The organism is Streptomyces sp. NPDC000134 (assembly GCF_042899225.1).
Classification (GTDB): Bacteria; Actinomycetota; Actinomycetes; order Streptomycetales; family Streptomycetaceae; genus Streptomyces.
Genome location: NZ_JBIAZN010000004.1, coordinates 61,953 through 81,680 on the forward strand (window position 1 = coordinate 61,953; position 19,728 = coordinate 81,680).

General features: G+C 74.5%; 19 protein-coding genes. 15 read left to right on the plus strand and 4 right to left on the minus strand.

All coding sequences use genetic code 11. The features are described from left to right. The first annotated feature begins 49 nt into the window (after positions 1–49). From cobM to cobC, 6 genes are read left to right on the plus strand one after another with little or no spacing between them, the layout of a single operon-like run. Positions 50–865 (plus strand): precorrin-4 C(11)-methyltransferase, encoded by an 816-nt coding sequence (gene cobM, locus ACFY32_RS07225; protein WP_390673632.1) that lies wholly within the window; start codon positions 50–52, stop codon positions 863–865. Further along, complete coding sequence (gene cbiE, locus ACFY32_RS07230; RefSeq protein ID WP_390673633.1) at positions 862–2,094, plus strand: precorrin-6y C5,15-methyltransferase (decarboxylating) subunit CbiE; 1,233 nt, start codon at positions 862–864, stop codon at positions 2,092–2,094. The genes cobM and cbiE overlap by 4 nt, the downstream gene beginning before the upstream one ends. After that, positions 2,091–3,761, plus strand: coding sequence for a precorrin-3B C(17)-methyltransferase (gene cobJ, locus ACFY32_RS07235; protein WP_359200583.1), 1,671 nt, complete (start codon positions 2,091–2,093; stop codon positions 3,759–3,761). Before cbiE ends, cobJ begins: the two co-directional genes overlap by 4 nt. Then, the gene (locus ACFY32_RS07240; protein ID WP_359200585.1) at positions 3,758–4,342 is read left to right on the plus strand and encodes a precorrin-8X methylmutase; all 585 of its coding nucleotides are present in this window, start codon (positions 3,758–3,760) and stop codon (positions 4,340–4,342) included. The genes cobJ and ACFY32_RS07240 overlap by 4 nt, the downstream gene beginning before the upstream one ends. Next, positions 4,339–5,259, plus strand: a complete 921-nt coding sequence (locus ACFY32_RS07245; protein ID WP_359200587.1) for a sirohydrochlorin chelatase — start codon at positions 4,339–4,341, stop codon at positions 5,257–5,259. The genes ACFY32_RS07240 and ACFY32_RS07245 overlap by 4 nt, the downstream gene beginning before the upstream one ends. After that, positions 5,249–6,313 (plus strand): Rv2231c family pyridoxal phosphate-dependent protein CobC, encoded by a 1,065-nt coding sequence (gene cobC, locus ACFY32_RS07250; RefSeq protein WP_390673634.1) that lies wholly within the window; start codon positions 5,249–5,251, stop codon positions 6,311–6,313. The genes ACFY32_RS07245 and cobC overlap by 11 nt, the downstream gene beginning before the upstream one ends. A 161-nt stretch (positions 6,314–6,474) precedes the next feature. Here cobC and ACFY32_RS07255 read toward each other — a convergent pair whose 3' ends face one another. Beyond that, positions 6,475–7,566 (minus strand): amidohydrolase family protein, encoded by a 1,092-nt coding sequence (locus ACFY32_RS07255; RefSeq protein WP_359200591.1) that lies wholly within the window; start codon positions 7,564–7,566, stop codon positions 6,475–6,477. Positions 7,567–7,576: 10 nt separating this feature from the next. Continuing rightward, entirely contained in the window at positions 7,577–8,071 is a 495-nt protein-coding gene (locus tag ACFY32_RS07260) for a hypothetical protein (protein ID WP_390673635.1), read from the minus strand. A 205-nt stretch (positions 8,072–8,276) separates the two neighbouring features. Between ACFY32_RS07260 and ACFY32_RS07265 the strand changes: the two genes are divergently transcribed. The 5 genes from ACFY32_RS07265 (at position 8,277) to thpD (ending at position 12,894) form a co-directional block, all read left to right on the plus strand. Continuing rightward, positions 8,277–9,380, plus strand: a complete 1,104-nt coding sequence (locus tag ACFY32_RS07265) for an aminotransferase class V-fold PLP-dependent enzyme (protein WP_359200595.1) — start codon at positions 8,277–8,279, stop codon at positions 9,378–9,380. A 300-nt stretch (positions 9,381–9,680) separates the two neighbouring features. Beyond that, the gene (ectA, locus tag ACFY32_RS07270; RefSeq protein WP_359200597.1) at positions 9,681–10,193 is read left to right on the plus strand and encodes a diaminobutyrate acetyltransferase; all 513 of its coding nucleotides are present in this window, start codon (positions 9,681–9,683) and stop codon (positions 10,191–10,193) included. Positions 10,194–10,264: 71 nt separating this feature from the next. Further along, entirely contained in the window at positions 10,265–11,536 is a 1,272-nt protein-coding gene (gene ectB / locus ACFY32_RS07275; protein WP_390673636.1) for a diaminobutyrate--2-oxoglutarate transaminase, read from the plus strand. A 52-nt stretch (positions 11,537–11,588) separates the two neighbouring features. Then, the gene (locus ACFY32_RS07280) at positions 11,589–11,993 is read left to right on the plus strand and encodes an ectoine synthase (RefSeq protein WP_359200601.1); all 405 of its coding nucleotides are present in this window, start codon (positions 11,589–11,591) and stop codon (positions 11,991–11,993) included. Between the two features lie 7 nt (positions 11,994–12,000). Beyond that, positions 12,001–12,894, plus strand: a complete 894-nt coding sequence (thpD, locus tag ACFY32_RS07285; protein WP_390673637.1) for an ectoine hydroxylase — start codon at positions 12,001–12,003, stop codon at positions 12,892–12,894. A gap of 123 nt (positions 12,895–13,017) precedes the next feature. Here thpD and ACFY32_RS07290 read toward each other — a convergent pair whose 3' ends face one another. Beyond that, a complete protein-coding gene (locus tag ACFY32_RS07290) occupies positions 13,018–14,097 on the minus strand; it encodes an aminotransferase class V-fold PLP-dependent enzyme (RefSeq protein ID WP_390673638.1) in 1,080 nt (359 codons plus the stop codon). 33 nt (positions 14,098–14,130) lie between these two features. Further along, positions 14,131–15,675: an aldehyde dehydrogenase (NADP(+)) gene (locus ACFY32_RS07295; protein ID WP_390673639.1), complete on the minus strand. Its 1,545-nt coding sequence runs from the start codon at positions 15,673–15,675 to the stop codon at positions 14,131–14,133. Between the two features lie 102 nt (positions 15,676–15,777). Between ACFY32_RS07295 and ACFY32_RS07300 the strand changes: the two genes are divergently transcribed. The 4 genes from ACFY32_RS07300 to ACFY32_RS07315 all read left to right on the plus strand — a co-directional run bounded on the left by ACFY32_RS07300 (position 15,778) and on the right by ACFY32_RS07315 (position 19,678). Continuing rightward, complete coding sequence (locus ACFY32_RS07300; RefSeq protein WP_359200609.1) at positions 15,778–16,551, plus strand: IclR family transcriptional regulator; 774 nt, start codon at positions 15,778–15,780, stop codon at positions 16,549–16,551. A gap of 102 nt (positions 16,552–16,653) precedes the next feature. After that, positions 16,654–18,108, plus strand: coding sequence for a peptidoglycan D,D-transpeptidase FtsI family protein (locus ACFY32_RS07305; RefSeq protein WP_390673640.1), 1,455 nt, complete (start codon positions 16,654–16,656; stop codon positions 18,106–18,108). Between the two features lie 152 nt (positions 18,109–18,260). Then, positions 18,261–18,827 (plus strand): SigE family RNA polymerase sigma factor, encoded by a 567-nt coding sequence (locus tag ACFY32_RS07310; protein WP_390673641.1) that lies wholly within the window; start codon positions 18,261–18,263, stop codon positions 18,825–18,827. Continuing rightward, positions 18,824–19,678, plus strand: coding sequence for a hypothetical protein (locus ACFY32_RS07315; protein WP_390673642.1), 855 nt, complete (start codon positions 18,824–18,826; stop codon positions 19,676–19,678). The genes ACFY32_RS07310 and ACFY32_RS07315 overlap by 4 nt, the downstream gene beginning before the upstream one ends. Positions 19,679–19,728 lie beyond the last annotated feature (50 nt).

Below are 19,728 nucleotides of genomic sequence, written 5' to 3' on the forward strand. Positions count from 1 at the left end.
TGCCCAGTTCATCCAGTTTTCCCGTTCTTCAGGAGAGGACCGAATTCCCATGGCCGATGCCTCCGGCAAGGTGACCTTCGTCGGTGCCGGCCCCGGCGCCGCCGATCTGCTGACATTCCGTGCCGCGCGGGCCATCGCCGAGGCCGACGTGGTGATCTGGGCGGCCAGCCTGGTGCAGGCCGAGGTCCTGGCGCACGCGCGGACGGACGCCGAGATCCTGGACTCGGCGACGATGTCGCTGGAGGACGTGGTCGCCGTCTACGAGCGGGCCCACCGGGAGGGGCTGCGGGTGGCCCGCGTCCACTCGGGCGACCCCGCCCTGTGGGGCGGTACCCAGGAGCAGCTCGACCGGTGCGCGCGGATCGGCGTCGAGACGGAGATCGTGCCGGGGGTGTCGTCGTTCTCGGCCGTGGCCGCGCTGGCCGGGCGGGAGCTGACCGTGCCCGAGGTCGCGCAGTCGGTGATCCTGACCCGGCTGGGCGGCGGCAAGACGCCGATGCCGCCGGGCGAGGAGGTCCGCGAGTTCGCCAAGCACGGCACGACCATGGCCGTGTTCCTGTCGGCGGCGCGCAGCGGCCAGTTGGTGCGGGAACTGCTGGAGGGCGGCTACCCGACGGCCACGCCGGTGATCGTCGCCCACCAGGCGACCTGGCCGGAGGAGCTGGTGGTGCGGTGCACGATCGGCACGCTGGAGGAGACGGTCAAGGAGCACAAGCTGTGGAAGCACACGCTGTTCCTGGTCGGACCGGCCCTCGACGCGCACGGCACCCGCTCGCACCTGTACCACCCGGGGCACTTCCACGGCTTCCGCAAGGCCGACCCCGAGGCCCGCAGGGCGCTGCGCGAACGGGGCGCGAGCACATGATCACGGTGGTGGGCACCGGCGTCGGGTCCCCGCCCGGCCCGGACGTGACCGCCGGCGCGGAGCTGGTCGTCGGCGGGCGGCGGCACCTGGACGCGGCCCGGTTGCCGGAGTCGGCCGAACGGGTGGTGCTGGGCGCGCTGGCGCCCGCGCTGGACCGGATCGCGCGGTACCTGGCGAAGGGGCGGCCGGTGCTGGTGCTGGCCTCCGGGGACCCGGGGTTCTTCGGGATCGTGCGGGCGCTGGCGGAGCGGTTCGGGCCGGAGCTGCTCGACGTACGGCCCGGGGTGTCCTCGGTGGCGGCGGCGTTCGCGCGGGTGGGGCTGCCGTGGGACGACGCGATGGTGGTCAGCGCGCACGGGCGGGACCTGCGGACGGCGGTGAACGTGTGCCGGGCGCATCCCAAGACGGCCGTGCTGACCGGGCCGGGCGCCGGACCCGCCGAACTGGGCGCCGCGCTGCGCGACGACGCCCGGACGCTGGTCGTCGCCTCCGCGCTGGGCTCGGACGACGAGCGCCTGGAACGGGTGACGCCCGCCGAGGCCGCCGCCCGGGACTGGGGGCCGGCGGTCAGCGTGGTGCTCTGCCTGGCCGGGGAACGGGCGCTGGGACCGGTGCGCACGGTCGCCGGACCGGCCCCCGGGCCCGCCGGGTGGGCGCTGGCGGAGGACGCGTTCGCGCACCGCGACTCGATGATCACCAAGTTCGAGGTGCGGGCCCTGGCGCTGGCCCGGCTCGGGCCCCGGCCCGGCGATCTGGTCTGGGACATCGGCGCGGGCTCCGGGTCCGTCGCGGTGGAGTGCGCGCGGCTCGGCGCCGCCGCCGTCGCCGTGGAGAAGACCGCCGACGGCGCCGGACGCGTCCGCGCCAACGCCGCCGCGCACGGCGTCGACGTCCGGGTGGTGCACGGGGCGGCGCCGACGGTGCTGTGCGGACTGGACGACCCGGACGCCGTGTTCGTCGGCGGCGGCGGCCGCGACCTGCCGGACATCGTCGCGGCCTGCGCGCGGCGGGCCCGGCGGGCGGTGGTCGTGGCCATGGCCGCCGTGGACCGGGTGCCGGCGGCCCGGCGGGCGCTGCTCGACGCCGGTTGGGAGTGCGACGGGGTGCTGCTCCAGTCGTCCCGGCTCGCGCCGCTGCCGGGGGACGTGACCCGGCTCGCGGCGGCCAACCCCGTTTTTCTGCTGTGGGGCGTGCGACCGCACGCCCGTACCGAAGGAGTTGCCCAGTGATCGGCCTGATCTCCGCCACCGCGGCGGGAGCGGCGGCGCGCGACCGGCTGGCCGCCGCGTGGCCGGACCGCGTCCGGGTCTACGGCGGTCCCGTCGCCGACGCCGTGCGGACCGCGTTCGCCGAGTGCGACCGGCTCGTCTGCTTCCTGGCCACGGGGGCCGTGGTCCGGCTGGTGGCGCCGCTGCTGGCGGACAAGCGCACCGATCCCGGCGTGGTCGCGGTCGACGAGGCCGGCCGGTTCGCGGTGGCGCTGCTCGGCGGGCACGGCGGCGGGGCCAACGACCTCGCCCGCGAGGTGGCCGGCGTGCTGGGCGCGGAGCCGGTGGTGACCACGGCGACCGACGCGGTGGGCCTGCCCGGCCTGGACACCCTGGGGCTGCCGGTGGAGGGCGCGGTCGCGGCGGTGTCGCGGGCGCTGCTGGACGGCGAACCGGTCGCGCTGCGCGCCGAGGTGCCCTGGCCGCTGCCGCCGCTGCCGCTCGCGGAGCGCGGGTCGTACCTGATCCGGCTGACGGACCGGCTGGTCGAGCCCGGGGAGCGGGAGGCCGTGCTGCGCCCGCCGACCCTGGTGGCCGGCGTCGGCGCGTCCCGGAACGCGCCCGCCGAGGAGGTCCTCGCCCTGGTCGAGGGCGCCCTGCGCGAGGCGGGCCTGTCCCCCGCGTCCCTGGCGGAGCTGGCCACCGTGGACGCCAAGGCCGGCGAGCCCGGCATCGTCGCGGCGGCCGAACGGCTCGGGGTGCCCCTGGTGACGTACCCGGCCGGGGAACTGGCGCGGGTGGAGGTGCCGAACCCCTCCGACGCGCCGCTGGCCGCCGTCGGGACGCCGTCCGTCGCCGAGGCGGCGGCGCTGCTGCGCGGCGGCGAACTCCTCGTGCCCAAGCGGAAGTCGGCCATGGCGACCTGCGCGGTCGTCCGGCGGCCGGGGCGCGGGCGGCTCGCGGTGGTCGGGCTGGGGCCCGGCGCCCGGGACCTGCTGACGCCCCGGGCGCGCGAAGAGCTGCGCCGCGCCTCGGTGCTGGTCGGCCTGGACCAGTACGTCGAGCAGATCCGCGATCTGCTGCGTCCGGGCACCCGGGTGCTGGAGTCGGGGCTCGGCGCCGAGGAGGAGCGGGCCCGCACGGCGGTCGCCGAGGCCCGGCGCGGGCATGCCGTCGCGCTGATCGGCAGCGGTGACGCGGGCGTGTACGCGATGGCCTCGCCGGCGCTGGCCGAGGCGTCCGACGACATCGACGTGGTCGGTGTGCCCGGGGTGACGGCGGCGCTGGCGGCCGGGGCGATCCTCGGCGCGCCGCTCGGCCACGACCACGTCTCGATCAGCCTGTCCGACCTGCACACGCCGTGGGAGGTCATCGAGCGGCGGGTCCGGGCGGCGGCCGAGGCGGACCTGGTGGTGACGTTCTACAACCCGCGCAGCCGGGGCCGCGACTGGCAGTTGCCCAAGGCGCTGGCGGTCCTCGCCGGGCACCGGGAGCCGACCACGCCGGTGGGGGTCGTGCGCAACGCCTCCCGCGCCGACGAGTCGAGCTTCCTGACCACGCTCGCGGCGCTGGACCCGGCGAGCGTGGACATGATGACGGTCGTGACGGTGGGCAACACCGCGACCCGTGAGATCGCGGGGCGCATGGTGACCCCGCGCGGCTACCGCTGGCAGGAGAACGCCCGGTGAACCGTGTCGTCCACCCCATCGAGCAGGAGTCCTACCGGCGGCTGCGCGCCCGCCTGGACACCTCGCGCTTCGCGCCGCTGACCCGGGCGGTGGTGGAGCGGGTCATCCACTCCGCCGCCGACCTGGAGTACGCCACCGACCTCGTCATGGACGAGGGCGACCTGGTCAGCGCCCATGCCGCGCTGCACGCCGGGGCGCCGGTCGTCGTGGACGTGGAGATGGTCGGCGCGGGCATCACCCGCCGGGAGACCGTCTGCCGGCTCCGGGACGCCGTCGCCGGGCCGGGCCTGACCCGCTCGGCGCACGGCATCCGACTGGCCTACCAGCAGGTCGGTCCGGGCGCCCTGTGGGTGATCGGCAACGCGCCCACCGCGCTGGAGGAGCTGCTCACCCTCGACGCCGCGCCCGCGCTCGTCATCGGGCTGCCGGTCGGCTTCGTCGGCGCGGCCGAGTCCAAGGCGGCGCTGCGGGAGAGCGGACTGCCCGCCGTGAGCAACGTGTCCGAGAAGGGCGGCTCCGCGGTGGCCGCCGCCGCGCTCAACGCCCTGCTGTACCACCCCACTTCCGAGGAGAACCTGTGACCACCCCGCCCGCCCTGCTCATCGCCGGCCACGGCACCCGGGACGAGGCCGGAGCCGAGGCGTTCCGCGACTTCGTCCGGCGACTGGGCCGCCGTCACCCCGGGCTGCCCGTCGCGGGCGGCTTCATCGAGCTGTCCCCGCCGCCGCTGGGCGACGCGGTGACCGAACTGGTGGAGCGGGGCGTCCGCCGGTTCGCCGCCGTGCCGCTGATGCTGGTCTCCGCCGGACACGCCAAGGGCGACATCCCGGCCGCGCTGGCCCGGGAGAAGGAACGCCACCCCGGCATCACCTACGCCTACGGCCGCCCGCTGGGCCCGCACCCCGCGCTGCTGCGCGTGCTGGACCGGCGCCTGGCGGAGGCCGTCGACCCGTCCTGGGACCCCGCCGAGGTGACCGTGCTGCTGGTCGGGCGCGGCTCGACGGACCCGGACGCCAACGCCGAGGTGTTCAAGGCGGCCCGGCTGCTGTGGGAGGGCCGCGGGTACGCGGGCGTGGAGACGGCGTTCGTGTCGCTGGCCCGGCCGGACGTGCCGGGCGGTCTGGACCGGTGCCTGAAGCTGGGTGCCCGGCGGATCGTCGTCCTGCCGTACTTCCTGTTCACCGGCGTCCTCCCGGACCGGGTGCGGTTCCAGACCGAGGAGTGGGCCGCCGCCCACCCGGCGGCCGAGGTGCGCTCGGCCGACGTCATCGGGCCCGAGCCGGAGCTGCTGGACCTGGTGTGGGAGCGGTACGAGGAGGCCGTCGAGGGCGATCTGCGGATGAACTGCGACTCCTGCGTGTACCGGATCGCCCTGCCCGGCTTCGAGGACAAGGTGGGGCTGCCGCAGCAGCCGCACTTCCACCCGGACGACGACGGCCACCACCACGGGCACGGCCACGGACACGGGCACGGGCACGCGCACACCCATGCCCACTGACGGCCCCGACCTGCGACACCACGGCGACGCCGAGGTCCGCGACGGCGGCTCGGCCCTGGTGGACCTCGCGGTCAACGTCCGCGCGGACACGCCCCCGCCCTGGCTGCGCGAGCGGCTCGCCGCCTCGCTGGGCTCCCTGGCCGCCTACCCGGACGGGCGGGCGGCCCGTGCGGCGGTGGCGGCCCGGCACGGGCTGCCGGTGGAGCGGGTGCTGCTGACGGCCGGCGCGGCGGAGGCGTTCGTGCTGCTGGCGCGGGCGCTGAAGGTGAGCCGGCCGGTGGTGGTGCACCCGCAGTTCACCGAGCCGGAGGCGGCACTGCGGGACGCCGGGCACACCGTCGACCGGGTGCTGCTGCGCCCGGGGGACGGCTTCCGGCTCGACCCGGCGGCCGTCCCCGAGGACGCCGACCTGGTGGTGGTCGGCAACCCGACCAACCCGACGTCCGTCCTGCACCCCGCCGCCGCGCTCGCCGCACTGGCCCGCCCCGGGCGGACGCTGGTGGTGGACGAGGCGTTCATGGACGCGGTGCCGGGCGAGCGGGAGGCCCTCGCCGGGCGCACGGACGTGCCCGGACTGGTGGTCCTGCGCAGCCTCACCAAGACCTGGGGCCTGGCGGGGCTGCGCGTCGGCTATGTCCTCGCCGCCCCGGAGACGGTCGCGGAGCTGGCCCGGTCCCAGCCGCTGTGGCCGGTGTCGACGCCCGCGCTGGTGGCGGCCGAGGCGTGCGTGCGGCCCCGGGCGCTGGCGGAGGCCGCGCACGCCGCCCACCGCGTCGCCGCCGACCGCGCCCACCTGGTCGCGGGGCTCGCCGGGCTCGCCGGTGCCGGGGTGCGGGTGGTGACACCGGCCGAGGGTCCGTTCGTCCTCGTCCGGCTGCCGGACGCCGCCGCGGTACGGCACCGGCTGCGCGCCCTCGGGTACGCGGTCCGGCGCGGCGACACCTTCCCGGGGCTCGGCGCGGAGTGGCTGCGCCTGGCGGTACGCGACCGGGCGACGACCGACGGCTTCCTGACGGCACTGCGCGAGGCGGTGACCGGGGCCGCCACCGGGTGAGGCGGGCGGGACGGCTGGGCCGGGCACGGCCGGTCGGCCCGCCGGGCGACGTGCGTCAGCGGCGCCCAGCGACGCTGATCGGCCGCGCCGGGTGAATCCGGTCGGCGCGTCGCATGAGGCGCGTCAGCGGCGCCGGTCCGCGTCGCTCCCGTGGCCGCCGGTCATCCGACGACGCGTCCGCGCAGCACCACCCGGCGCGGGGCGGCCAGCACCCGCACGTCGGCGCGCGGGTCCGTCTCGTACACCACCAGGTCGGCGGGGGCTCCCTCGGTCAGTCCGGGCCGGCCGAGCCACTCCCGGGCCGCCCAGGTGGTCGCCGCCACCGCCGCGACCGGCGGGATGCCGGCGGTGACCAGTTCGGCGACCTCGGCCGCGGCCAGGCCGTGCGGGAGGGTGCCGCCCGCGTCGGTGCCGACGTAGACCGGTACGCCGGCGTCGTAGGCGGCGCGGACGGTGTCGTAGCGGCGGGCGTGCAGGCGGCGCATGTGGGCGGCCCAGCGGGGGAACTTGGCCTCGCCGCCGTCGGCGAGGCCGGGGAAGGAAGCGGTGTTGACGAGGGTGGGCACGATGGCGACGCCCCGCTCGGCGAAGAGCGGCACGGTGTCCTCGGTGAGGCCGGTGGCGTGCTCCACGCAGTCGATGCCGGCCTCGACCAGGTCGCGCAGGGAGTCCTCGGCGAAGCAGTGCGCGGTGACGCGGGCGCCGAGCCGGTGGGCCTCGGCGATGGCCGCCTCGACCGCGCCGCGCGGCCAGCACGCCGACAGGTCGCCCAGGTCGCGGTCGATCCAGTCGCCGACCAGCTTCACCCAGCCGTCGCCGCGCCGGGCCTCGCGGGCGACGTACGCGGCGAGGTCCTCGGGCTCGACCTCCCAGGCGTAGTTGCGGATGTAGCGGCGGGTCCGGGCGATGTGCCGCCCGGCCCGGACGATCCGCGGCAGGTCCTCGCGGTCGTCGATCCAGCGGGTGTCGGAGGGCGAGCCCGCGTCGCGCAGCAGGAGCGCGCCCGCGTCGCGGTCGGTCAGCGCCTGCTTCTCGGCGACGTCCGCCGGGACCGCGCCGTGCCGGTCCAGGCCGACGTGGCAGTGCGCGTCGACCAGGCCGGGCAGCGCCCAGCCCTCCACCGTGCGGACGTCGGCGGCACCGGCCGGACGGTCGTACGAGATCCGGCCGCCGATCACCCACAGCTCGTCCCGGACCTCCTCCGGCCCGACCAGCACCCGACCCTTGACGCGCAGCACCGTGTGATCGCTCATGTCCGGCACCCTAGGGCCTGTCCCGGGCGGCGGAACGGGCGTGTGCCTGCGCGGTGTACCCGGCGGCGACGGCGCCCGCGGCGGCGGTCAGGGCGAGGGCGGCGGTGCCGGGGTTGACGTAGCCGGGGACGCTGCCGGGGGCGTAGCTCTCGCCGTCGGCGGTCTCGCAGCGGAAGTCCAGCGGCAGCCAGGAGACGGAGTAGTCGACGGTCCGGGCCGCCCGTTCGGGGTGCCCGGCGATGCGGCAGGGGAGCATGGGCGCGGAGCCGGCGCCGTCGTCCTCCGCCTCCATGACCGCCCACGCCACGCACAGCGCGCCCCAGAGGTAGAGCAGGACGGCGGCGGCCCCCGCGCACCCGGCCAGGACGCGGAGCCGGGCGCCGGGCCGCCGGGGCCCGGTGCGCGCGGCCGGGGCGGCCGGGGCGGCGGGATACGGGGTGCCGCGGCGGGCCAGGACGAGGGCCGTCACCACGGCGACGGCGAGGAACAGCAGCAGTACGGGCACACCGGCGAGTCCATCAGCCCCGTACCCCCCGCCGCTGTGGCGGAAGCCACAGTTCCGGGCGGGACGGCGCCGCGACGGACCGACTCCGGCGCGAGTACCGGACAGACCCGCGGTTACCCTCGTCTCACCTGATCGCCGGGAACGCGGTCCGTACCGCCGAAGAACGCAGTCCGTCCGACCGACCGTCATCGAAAAGAGCAGCGCCGTGAGCCACCCCCTCCTCGACCTCCCCCCGCTGAGCGCCGACCGCTTCGCCTCCATCGAGGCCCGGGTGGCACGGCTGCTGGGAACCGCGCAGGACGTCGTGATCACGCAGGGCGAGGCGCTGCTGCCGCTGGAGGGCGCGATCCGCGGGACGGCCGGGCCGGGCACCGTGGCGCTGAACGTGATCACCGGGCCCTACGGGCAGACCTTCGGGGACTGGCTGCGCGACTGCGGCGCGACCGTGCACGACCTGGCGGTGCCGTTCCACACGGCGGTGACGGCCGACCGGATCGCCGAGGCGCTCGCCGAGCACCCGGAGACCGACTTCGTGTCCCTGGTGCACGCCGAGGCGGCGACCGGGAACACCAACCCGGTCGCGGAGATCGGCGAGGTGGTGAAGGCGCACGGCGCGCTGTTCTACCTGGACGCCGTCGCCTCCGTCGGCGCGGAGCCGGTGCTGCCGGACGCGTGGGGCGTGGACCTGTGCGTGATCGGGGCGCAGAAGGCGATGGGCGGCCCGGCGGGGGTGTCGGCGGTGTCGGTCAGCGAGCGGGCGTGGGCGCGGATGGCCGCCAACCCGCGGGCGCCGCGCCGGTCGTACCTGTCGCTGCTGGACTGGAAGGAGCGCTGGATCGACGGCGGGCGCAAGGCGCTGCTGCACGCGCCGGCCCAGTTGGAGATGCTCGCCCTGGAGGCGTGCGTCGAGCGCATCGAGGCGGCGGGCCCGGAGACGGTGATGGCGCGGCACGCCTCGGCCGCGGCGGCCACCCGGGCCGGGGCCCTGGCGCTGGGCGGCGGCCTGGAGCCGTACGTGCGCCGGGCGCGGGAGGCCGCGCCGGTCGCGACGACGCTGCGGGCGCCGGCCGGGGTGGACGCCTCCGGGCTGGTGGCGCGCGCCCTGCGGACGGACCCGGCGCTGCCGCTGGCCGCGGGCGGGGGCGCGCTGGCCGCGGAGATGATCCGGGTCAACCACTACGGGCCGTGGGCGACCCGCGAGGTGGTGCGGGACAGCCTGGCCGCGCTCGGTGCCGCGCTCGCCGAGCGCGGTCTGCCGACCGACCCGGACGCGGCGGCGCGGGCGGTCGAGGAGACCTGGCCCGCGTAACCGGACGATCTTTTTCCTTAGCGAATTCGCGATTGTTTTCCTGGATATAGCAAGCATAATTCCCATATTCTTCTGCCCGCTTTCCCGTGGGCTAAACACCGAGATTTCGCGGAGATCGCGGTCGGGTCACGCGATTGTGACCGGTTACACAAGCGATCCGATTCGCACCTTATATACCGGTCAAATCACCCCATAACTCCGTCCTCGTTCACCCGTGTCCGCGTGATAACACACGACACGCCGATTCGTAACCTCACTCAGCGGTGCAATTTGAGATTTCGCTGGGTAACTTCGATTCGCATGACTGCCGCACAAGCAGACCTGCAAATCGATCGTCCGGAAGTGGCGGACGGGGCCGCGCTGTGGCGGATAGCGAGGGATTCGAAGGTCCTCGACCTGAACTCGTCCTACAGCTATCTGCTGTGGTGCCGGGACTTCGCCGCCACCTCCGCCGTCGCCCGCGCCGAGAACGGCGAAGCGGTCGGTTTCGTCACCGGCTATGTGCGGCCGGACCGCCCCGACACCCTGTTCATCTGGCAGGTGGCGGTGGACACGGCGTACCGCGGTCGCGGGCTCGCCGCCGCCCTGCTCGACGGTCTGGTCGCCCGCACGGTGGCGGAACAGGCGCTGACCACGCTGGAGACCACCATCAGCCCGGACAACCTCCCCTCGCGGCGGCTGTTCACCTCGTTCGCCGAGCGCCACGGCGCCGCGGTGGAGCGCGAGGTGCTGTTCGACGCCGGCCTGTTCCCCGACGGACCGCACGAGCCCGAGGTCCTCTACCGGATCGGCCCCCTGTCGTCCGCCCGCTGACACCGGACCACTGACCGACTTCGACTTCCCTCACCCCCCTCACCCCCCTCACCCACGAGGAGCGTTTCGTCGTGACCATCACCCAGCCCGACCTGAGTGTCTTCGAGACCCTGGAGTCCGAGGTACGCAGCTACTGCCGCGGCTGGCCCACCGTCTTCGACCGCGCCCACGGCAGTCGCATGTACGACGAGGACGGCCACGAGTACCTCGACTTCTTCGCCGGAGCCGGATCGCTGAACTACGGGCACAACAACCCGGTGCTGAAACGGGCGCTGATCGACTACCTGGAGCGGGACGGCGTCACGCACGGACTCGACATGTCGACCACCGCCAAGCGCCGCTTCCTGGAGACCTTCCAGAACCTGGTGCTCCGCCCCCGCGACCTGCCCTACAAGGTCATGTTCCCGGGCCCGACGGGCACCAACGCCGTGGAGGCCGCGCTGAAGCTGGCGCGGAAGGTGAAGGGCCGCGAGGCGATCGTGTCGTTCACCAACGCCTTCCACGGCATGTCGCTGGGCTCCCTCGCCGTGACCGGCAACGCCTTCAAGCGCGCCGGGGCCGGCATCCCGCTGGTGCACGGCACGCCCATGCCGTTCGACAACTACTTCGACGGCACGGTCGAGGACTTCCTCTGGTTCGAGCGGCTCCTGGAGGACCAGGGCTCGGGCCTGAACCGGCCGGCCGCCGTGATCGTGGAGACCGTGCAGGGCGAGGGCGGCATCAACGTGGCCCGGCACGAGTGGCTGCGCGCCCTGGCCGAGCTGTGCGAGCGGCGGGACATGCTCCTGATCGTCGACGACATCCAGATGGGCTGCGGGCGCACCGGCGCGTTCTTCTCCTTCGAGGAGGCGGGCATCACCCCCGACATCGTGACCGTCTCCAAGTCGATCAGCGGCTACGGACTGCCCATGTCGCTGTGCCTGTTCAAGCCCGAGCTGGACGTGTGGGAGCCGGGCGAGCACAACGGCACCTTCCGCGGCAACAACCCCGCCTTCGTCACCGCGACCGCCGCCCTGGAGACGTACTGGGCGGACGGCTCGGCGATGGAGAAGCAGACCCGCACCCGCGGCGAGCAGCTCGAACAGCACCTGATCTCCATCACCGAGGAGAACCTCGCCGACATCAAGGAGTACCGGGGCCGCGGGCTGGTCTGGGGCATCGAGTTCCACGACAAGGAACGCGCCGGCCGGATCGCCAAGCGCGCCTTCGAACTCGGGCTGCTCATCGAGACCTCCGGCCCGGAGAGCGAGGTCGTCAAGCTGCTCCCGGCCCTCACCGTCACCCCCGACGAGCTGGACGAGGGCATGAAGATCCTCGCCCGCGCCGTCCGCGAGACCGTCTGACCCGGCGGCCGCGCGTCCCGCGAAACACCCACCTAGGAGGCATCGCAGCACCGTGATCGTCCGTTCGTTCAAGGAGATCGAAGGCACCGACCGGCACGTGAAGAGCGCGTCCGGCACCTGGGAGAGCAAGCGCATCGTCCTGGCCAAGGAGAGGGTCGGCTTCTCCGTGCACGAGACGATCCTCTACGCCGGCACCTCGACCGACATGTGGTACGCCAACCACATCGAGGCCGTCGTCTGCACCAAGGGCGACGCCGAGCTGACCGACCGCGAGACCGGGAAGACGTACCGCATCACGCCCGGCACCATGTACCTCCTCGACGGCCACGAGCGGCACACGCTCAAGGTCAAGGAGGACTTCCACTGCATCTGTGTCTTCAACCCGCCCGTGACCGGACGGGAGGACCACGACGAGAACGGCGTCTATCCGCTGCTCACCGAGCCTGAGGAGGTGTGAGTCCGCCGTGACCCTGACCACCGTCACCGATCTGTACCCCACCCGCGGCGCCACCGAGGTGGCCACCCCCCGCCAGGACCCGGTCGTGTGGGGCGCCCCCGACGCGCCGGGGCCGTTCCGGCCGGCCGACCTGCACTCCTTCGAGCGCGACGGCTTCCTCGCCGTCCAGGAGCTGCTCACCGAGGACGAGGCCGCCGGCTACCGGGACGAGCTGAACCGGCTGGTGAGCGATCCGGGCGTGCGCGCCGACGAACGCGCGATCGTGGAGCCGAAGTCCCAGGAGATCCGGTCCGTCTTCGAGGTGCACCGGATCAGCGAGGTCTTCGCGGAGCTGGTGCGCGACGAGCGGGTGGTCGGCCGGGCCCGGCAGATCCTCGGCTCGGACGTCTACGTCCACCAGTCGCGGATCAACGTCAAGCCGGGCTTCGGGGCCAGCGGCTTCTACTGGCACTCCGACTTCGAGACCTGGCACGCCGAGGACGGGCTGCCCCGGATGCGCACGGTGTCCGTCTCGATCGCGCTGACCGAGAACTACGACACCAACGGCGGGCTCATGATCATGCCGGGGTCGCACAAGACCTTCCTCGGGTGCGCGGGAGCAACGCCGAAGGACAACTACAAGAAGTCACTGCAGATGCAGGACGCGGGCACGCCGTCCGACGAGGCGCTGACCGGGATGGCCTCGGAGTACGGCATCAAGCTGTTCACCGGCAAGGCCGGCTCGGCGACCTGGTTCGACTGCAACGCCATGCACGGCTCCGGTGACAACATCACGCCGTTCCCCCGCAGCAACGTCTTCATCGTCTTCAACAGCGTGGAGAACGCGGCGGTGGAGCCCTTCGCGGCGCCGGTACGCCGGCCCGAGTTCATCGGCGCGCGGGACTTCACCCCGGTGCGGTGACTGCCCGAGACGGCCGGCGGGCCGGTGCCCCGGACCCTGCGGGACGGGAGGCACCGGCCCGGTCGTGTCCGTGCACGTCTTCGTGCAGGTGTACGTCTTCGTGCAGGTGTACGTGTCCGTGTTCTAGAGCGCGTCCAGCAGCCGGTCGACGTCGGCGGCGGTGTTGTAGACGTGGAAGGCGGCCCGGAGGTTGCCCGCCCGGTCGGCGACCTCGATGCCGGCGCGGCTCAGCTCGGCCTGGCGGTGGCCCGCCCCGGGCACCGAGACGATCGCGGAGCCGGGCGCGGCGACCGGCTCGTGGCCCAGCGCGGCCAGCCCGGCGCGGAACCGGTCGGCGAGCGCGAGGTCGTGGGCGCCCACCGCCGCCACGCCGAGTTCCTCCACCAGGGCGAGGGAGTGCCGGGCGCCGGTGTAGGACAGCAGCGCGGGACTCTGGTCGTACCGCCGGGCGGAGCGGGCGTACTCGGTGACCGGGCCGTAGGTGCTCCGCCAGGGGTGCTCGCCCGCCGCCCAGCCCGCGAACAGCGGGGTCAGGCCGCCGAGGTCCTCGGGGACGACGAGGAAGGCGACGCCGCGCGGGCAGAGCAGCCACTTGTAGGCGACGAGCGCGACGAAGTCGAAGCCGCCGGCGTCCAGCGGGAGCCAGCCGGCCGACTGGGAGACGTCCACGTAGGTCCGCGCGCCGTGCGTCCGGGCGGCCTCGCGCAGCGCGGTCAGGTCGGCGAGCCGCCCGTCGGCGGACTGCACGGAGCTGACGGCGACGAGGGCGGTGTCCGGGCCGACCGACTCGGCGATCCGCTCCAGCGGCACCGCGCGGACCTTGAGGTCGCCGCGGGCGTGGAAGGGGTTGACCAGGGAGGCGAAGTCGCCCTCGGCGGTGAGGACTTCGGCGCCCGCGGGCAGCGCGGCGGCGATCAGGCCGCCGTGGACGGCGACGGACGCGCCGGCGGCCACCCGGGTGGAGGGCACCCCGGCGATCCGGGCGAAGGCGGCGCGGGCCGCCTCCACGTCGGCGAACATGTCGGAGGGCTGCCCGGCCGCCAGGGACGCGATCGCCTCCCGCATCGCGGCCACCGTACGGGCCGGCAGCAGGCCCAGGCTGGCGGTGTTCAGATAGGTGTTCTTCGGGTCGAACTCGGCACGGACGAGGGTCTCGAAGGTCTCCATGGCCTTACTGTGCGGCCCCCGGGACCCCTCGTCCATCCGTTAAATCCGCGCGATTTCCCCAAGCCGGCCTTATACGGCCCGGTCCTGGCGCTCCAGTCGCCCGTCGAACCGGCGCGGCAGCCCCAGCGGGTTGTCGTCGCGCAGCTCCGGCGGCAGCAGCGCCTCCGGGGTGTTCTGGTACGCGACCGGGCGCAGCCACCGCTCGATGGCCGTGCCGCCGACCGAGGTGGAGGTGGAGGTCGTCGCCGGGTAGGGCCCGCCGTGGTGCTGGGCGGGGGCGACGGCTACGCCGGTGGGCCAGCCGTTGACCAGGACGCGGCCCGCGAGCGGGGTGAGTTCGGCGAGGATCTCGGTGCCCCGGCCCTGGCCGGCCGCCTCCGCCTCGGAGAGCTGGACGGTGGCGGTGAGGTTGCCCGGCAGCCGGGACAGGACCGCCTTGGCCTCCGTCTCGTCCTGGTAGCGGGCGACCACGGTGACCGGCCCGAAGCACTCCTCCAGCAGCAGGTCGTGCTCGCCCTCGGCGGCGAGCCGGGCCGCCGGCACGGTCAGGAACCCGGGGCTGACGCTGTGCTCGCCGCCCGCGCCCGGCGTCACCGGGGCCTCCACGTCGGGCAGCGCGGCCCGCTCGGCGACGCCCGCGACGAAGTTGTCCCGCATCCGGTGGTCGAGCAGCACCCCGCCGTCGGTGTCGCTGACGGCGTCGGTCAGGGACTTCACCAGGCCGTCGCCGGCCGCGCCGGACGGCACCAGCACCAGGCCGGGCTTGACGCAGAACTGGCCGACGCCCAGGGTCATCGACCCGGCCAGGCCGGTGCCGATCGCCTCGGCGCGTTCGGCGGCGGCGGCCTCGGTGACGACGACCGGGTTCAGCGAGCCGAGTTCGCCGTGGAAGGGGATCGGGACCGGGCGGGCGGCAGCGGCGTCGAACAGGGCGCGTCCGCCGCGCACCGAACCGGTGAACCCGGCGGCGGCGACCAGCGGGTGCTTGATCAGCTCCAGGCCGGCCTCGAAGCCGTGCACCAGGCCGAGGACGCCCTCGGGGATGCCGTGCGCGGTGGCGGCCCGCCGCAGCACCGCGGCGACCAGCTCGGACAGGGCCGGGTGGTCGGGGTGGGCCTTGACCACGACCGGGCAGCCGGCCGCGAGGGCGCTGGCGGTGTCGCCGCCGGGGACGGAGAAGGCGAAGGGGAAGTTGGAGGCCGAGTAGACCGCGACGACCCCGAGCGGCACCTTGTAGCGGCGCAGGTCGGGGACGGGCGGGGTGGCCGTGTCGTCGGGGTGGTCGATGACGACGTCGAGGAAGGCGCCCTCGTCGACGATGCCGGCGAAGGCCCGCAACTGGTAGCAGGTGCGGGCGAGTTCGCCGCCGAGCCGGACCGGGCCGAGGGCGGTCTCGGCGTCCGCCACCTCGACCAGGCCCTCCTTGGCGGCCGCCAGCTCGTCGGCGGCCGTGCGCAGGAAGGCGGCGCGGACGGCGCGGTCCGCGAGGGCCTCCCGCGCGGCGTGCGCGGCGCGGACGGCGGCGTCCACCTCCTGGGCCGTGGCCTCCACCGCGACCTGTTCCCGCTGCTTCCCGGTACGGGGGTCGACGCTCCAGACTGGTGCTGCTGCCACCGCGGGTCCCTCCAGATCTAGGGACGTTCGATATACTGAACGCTGTCTCTATGGGTGAATACGTAGGAGACTATTTCCCGTCCAACGAAGGGGTCAAGGGCGATGTCGGCAGGCGAGACAGGCGGCGGAGCGCAGGTCAAGTCCGCGGTGCGGACGGTGGAACTGCTGGAGTACTTCGCCGGGCGCCCCGGCATGCACTCGCTGGCCGCGGTGCAGGAGGCCGTCGGCTATCCCAAGTCCAGCCTCTACATGCTGCTGCGCACCCTGGTCGAGCTGGGCTGGGTGGAGACGGACGCCACCGGCACGCGGTACGGCATCGGCGTACGGGCGCTGCTGGTCGGCACCTCCTACATCGACGGCGACGAGGTGGTCGCGGCGGCCCGGCCGACGCTGGACCGGCTCTCCGACGACACCACGGAGACCATCCACCTGGCCCGTCTGGACGGCACCAACGTGGTCTACCTGGCCACCCGGCAGTCCCAGCACTACCTGCGCCCCTTCACCCGGGTGGGCCGCCGGCTGCCCGCCCACTCCACCTCGCTGGGCAAGGCCCTGCTCAGCACCTGCTCCGACGAGCAGGTCCGCAAGCTGCTGCCGGAGACGCTGCCGGCGCTGACCGAGCACACCATCACCGACCGGGAGAAGCTCATCGAGGAGCTGCACCAGGTGCGCGAGCAGGGCTTCGCCGTGGACCGCGAGGAGAACACGCTGGGGCTGCGCTGCTTCGGCGTGGCGATCCCCTACCGCACCCCCGCGCGGGACGCCATCAGTTGCTCGGTGCCGGTGGCGCGGCTGACCCCGGCGCACGAGCAGATGGTCAAGGACGCCCTGTTCGACGCCCGGGACCGGCTGACCCTGGCCACCAGAAGGCTCTGATCCCGGGCCGGCGGCAGCGCGACATGAACGGACGATGAGAAATCGTCCCGGACCCGGGTGGACGGGAACGAATCACCGGGACTCGTTCGTCTTGTCGGCGGGATGAACAAGACGATCAGGCGGGCGGCGGTCTTCACGCTGTTCCTGGTGTTCGCTCTGCTGGTCAGGGCCACCTGGGTGCAGTTCTACGAAGGCCAGGCCCTCGCGGACGACAAGGACAACCGGCGCCGGGCGATCGAGACGTACGCCGAGCCGCTCGGCGACATCGTCGTGGCCGGCGAGTCGGTCACCGGCTCGGCCCGGACCACCACCGGCGACCTCGCGTACAAGCGCACGTACCAGGACGGCGAGCTGTACGCGGCGGTGACCGGCTACGCCTCGCAGGCGTACGCTCCCACCCAGTTGGAGGGCATCTACCAGGACCTGCTCAACGGCACCGACCCGCGGCTCAGAAGCGTGCTGGACACCGTCACCGGCCGGCGGGCCGACCCGGGCGACGTGGTGACCACGATCGACCCGGCGGTGCAGAAGGCCGGGTTCGAGGCGCTCGGCGACACCAAGGGCGCGGCCGTCGCGATCGACCCGGAGACCGGGAAGATACTCGGGGTCGTCTCCACCCCGTCCTACGACCCGTCGTCGCTGACCGACGCCAACACCGCCGGGAAGGCGTGGAAGCGGCTCACCGGGGACGCGGAGAAGCCGCTCACCAACCGGGCGCTGCGCCAACCGCTGCCCCCCGGTTCCACGTTCAAGCTGGTCGTGGCGGCGGCGGCGCTGGAGGACGGGCTGTACGGCTCGGTGGACGAGGCGACCGACAGCCCGGACCCGTACACGCTGCCGGGCACCGTCACCCCGCTGTCCAACGAGAACCCCAACGCCCCCTGCGAGAACGCCACCATCCGCACCGCGCTGCGGTACTCGTGCAACAACGTGTTCGGGAAGATGGCCGTCGACCTGGGCCAGGACGAGGTGCGGGCGATGGCCGAGAAGTTCGGCTTCAACGACGAGACGCAGGACGTGCCGGTGCGGGCCTACCCCAGCGTCTACCCGAAGGGCATGGACGAGGCGCAGACGGGCCTGTCGGGTATCGGCCAGTTCGACGTGACCGCGACCCCGCTGCAGATGGCCATGGTGTCGGCGGCGATAGCCAACGACGGCAAGCTGGTCTCCCCGCACATGGTGTCGCGGACCACCGACGCCGGCGGCGATGTGCTCCAGGACTACGACAAGGGCGCGGACACGCAGCGGATCGTCAGCTCCTCCACCGCCGGGCAGTTGCGCTCGGCGATGCGCACGGTGGTCGAGGAGGGCACCGGCTCCAACGCCCGGATCGACGGCGTGACCGTGGGCGGCAAGACCGGCACGGCCCAGCACGGCGAGAACAACAGCAAGACGCCGTACGCCTGGTTCACCTCCTACGCCGAGTCCTCCACCGGCCAGGAGGTGGCCGTGGCGGTCATGGTCGAGCAGTCCGACGCGGCCCGCTCGGAGGTCAGCGGCAACGGCCTGGCGGCGCCGGTGGCCAAGGCGATGATGGAGGCCGCCCTGACCGGCTAGCGGGGCGCTCCCCGGGTGGCGGAAACCGGGTTCGGCGGGCCACACGGCGTTCGACGCGCCGTACGGCCCCGGGCGGGACGCTGCTACAGTGCCGGTCCCGCCCGGCGTACGGCTGTTCGACGCCGGGTCCGCCGCCGGGAGGGGAGACGCCCGTGAGGACAGTCGCCGACGACGCGGCCTCCGCGGAGTTCCACGCCTTCTTCGAGCGCCACTACGCCGAACTCGCCCGGCTGGCCCACCTGCTGACCGGCGAGCGGGACAGCGCCGACGACCTGGCGGCCGACGCCCTGCTGGCGCTCTGGCACCGCTGGGACCGGGTCCGCGCGGCCGAGCACCCGGTGGCGTACGCCCGCGGGGTGGTCGCCAACCTGGCCCGCACCCGGGTGCGCAGCGCGGTGCGCGAGCGCCGCCGGATCGCCCTGTTCTGGTCGCAGCGCGAGGAGAGGGCGGAGAACCCGGACGTGCCCGGCGTCGTCGACGTGCAGGAGGCGCTGCGCGGGCTGCCGTTCCGCAAGCGGGCCTGCGTGGTGCTGCGGCACGCGTTCGACCTCTCGGAGAAGGACACCGCGCTCGCCCTGGGTGTCTCGGTGGGTACGGTGAAAAGCCAGACGTCGAAGGGGATGGCCGAGTTGCAGCGGCGGCTCGGCGGCCGGGAGGCGGCGCGGACGGTGCACGCGGCGATCGCACGGACGGGCAGCACCGCGGAAGGGACCGGATGACCGCGCGAGGCGACCTGCACGAGGAACTGCGCGCCCGGTTGCACGAGGCGGCCGGCGCGCACGAACCCGACCGGGCCCGCATCCTGGCCCGGGTGGAGCGCGGCATGGCCGCCCAGGACCGGCCCGGCCACCGCGGGACGCCCCGGCCGGCGGCGGGCTGGGCCCGGGTGGCCGGCGCGACGGCCGCGGTGGCCGGGGTGCTGGCGGCCGGCGGCTTCGGGGTCGCCGCCGCGGTCCGGGACGACGCTCCCCCGCAGCGCGTGGTCGTCGCCTCCCCCACCCCGGCGGCCACCTCCGCGTCCGCCGCCCCGCCGCCGGCCCCCGAGCCGACGCCCTCGCGCACCGCGACGGCGGACGCCACCGGCCGGGCCGCCGCGCCGCCCGCCCCCCCGGCACCGGAGACCGGGGCCGCGCGGACCCCCGAAGAGGAGGCGTCCACCGTCCGGCCGCCGGCCGCCCCCGGGGTGGCGGACGGTCCGCTGTGGTCGGACGGCTCGGTGGACCCGGGCAGCCACGACTACTGGGCGCAGAGCAACGTCACCCTCAAGACCTCCGCGGAACTGACCGCGCTCACCGTGGAGCTGCGGGTGGCGCTGAACGGCGGCGTGGCCTCCACCGGCGCCTGGCGGTCGCTGCCCGAGGACGACTTCGCCTTCACGGTCGCCGAGCGGGACGGCTTCCTGGTCTACACCTGGACGCTCAAGGAGGGCCGCACGGTCCCGGCGGGCGAGTGGGTCTTCGCCGGGCAGTACGACCACCGGGGCCCCACCCGGGACGCGTACGGCGACCGGTACGCCGCGACCGGGACCGCCGGTTCCGAACGCCTGTCGGTGGCGGGCGACTTCGCGTGAGGAGTCCTTGATCGGACGGCGACCCTTTCCCGGCGGGCGGCGACCAGGGA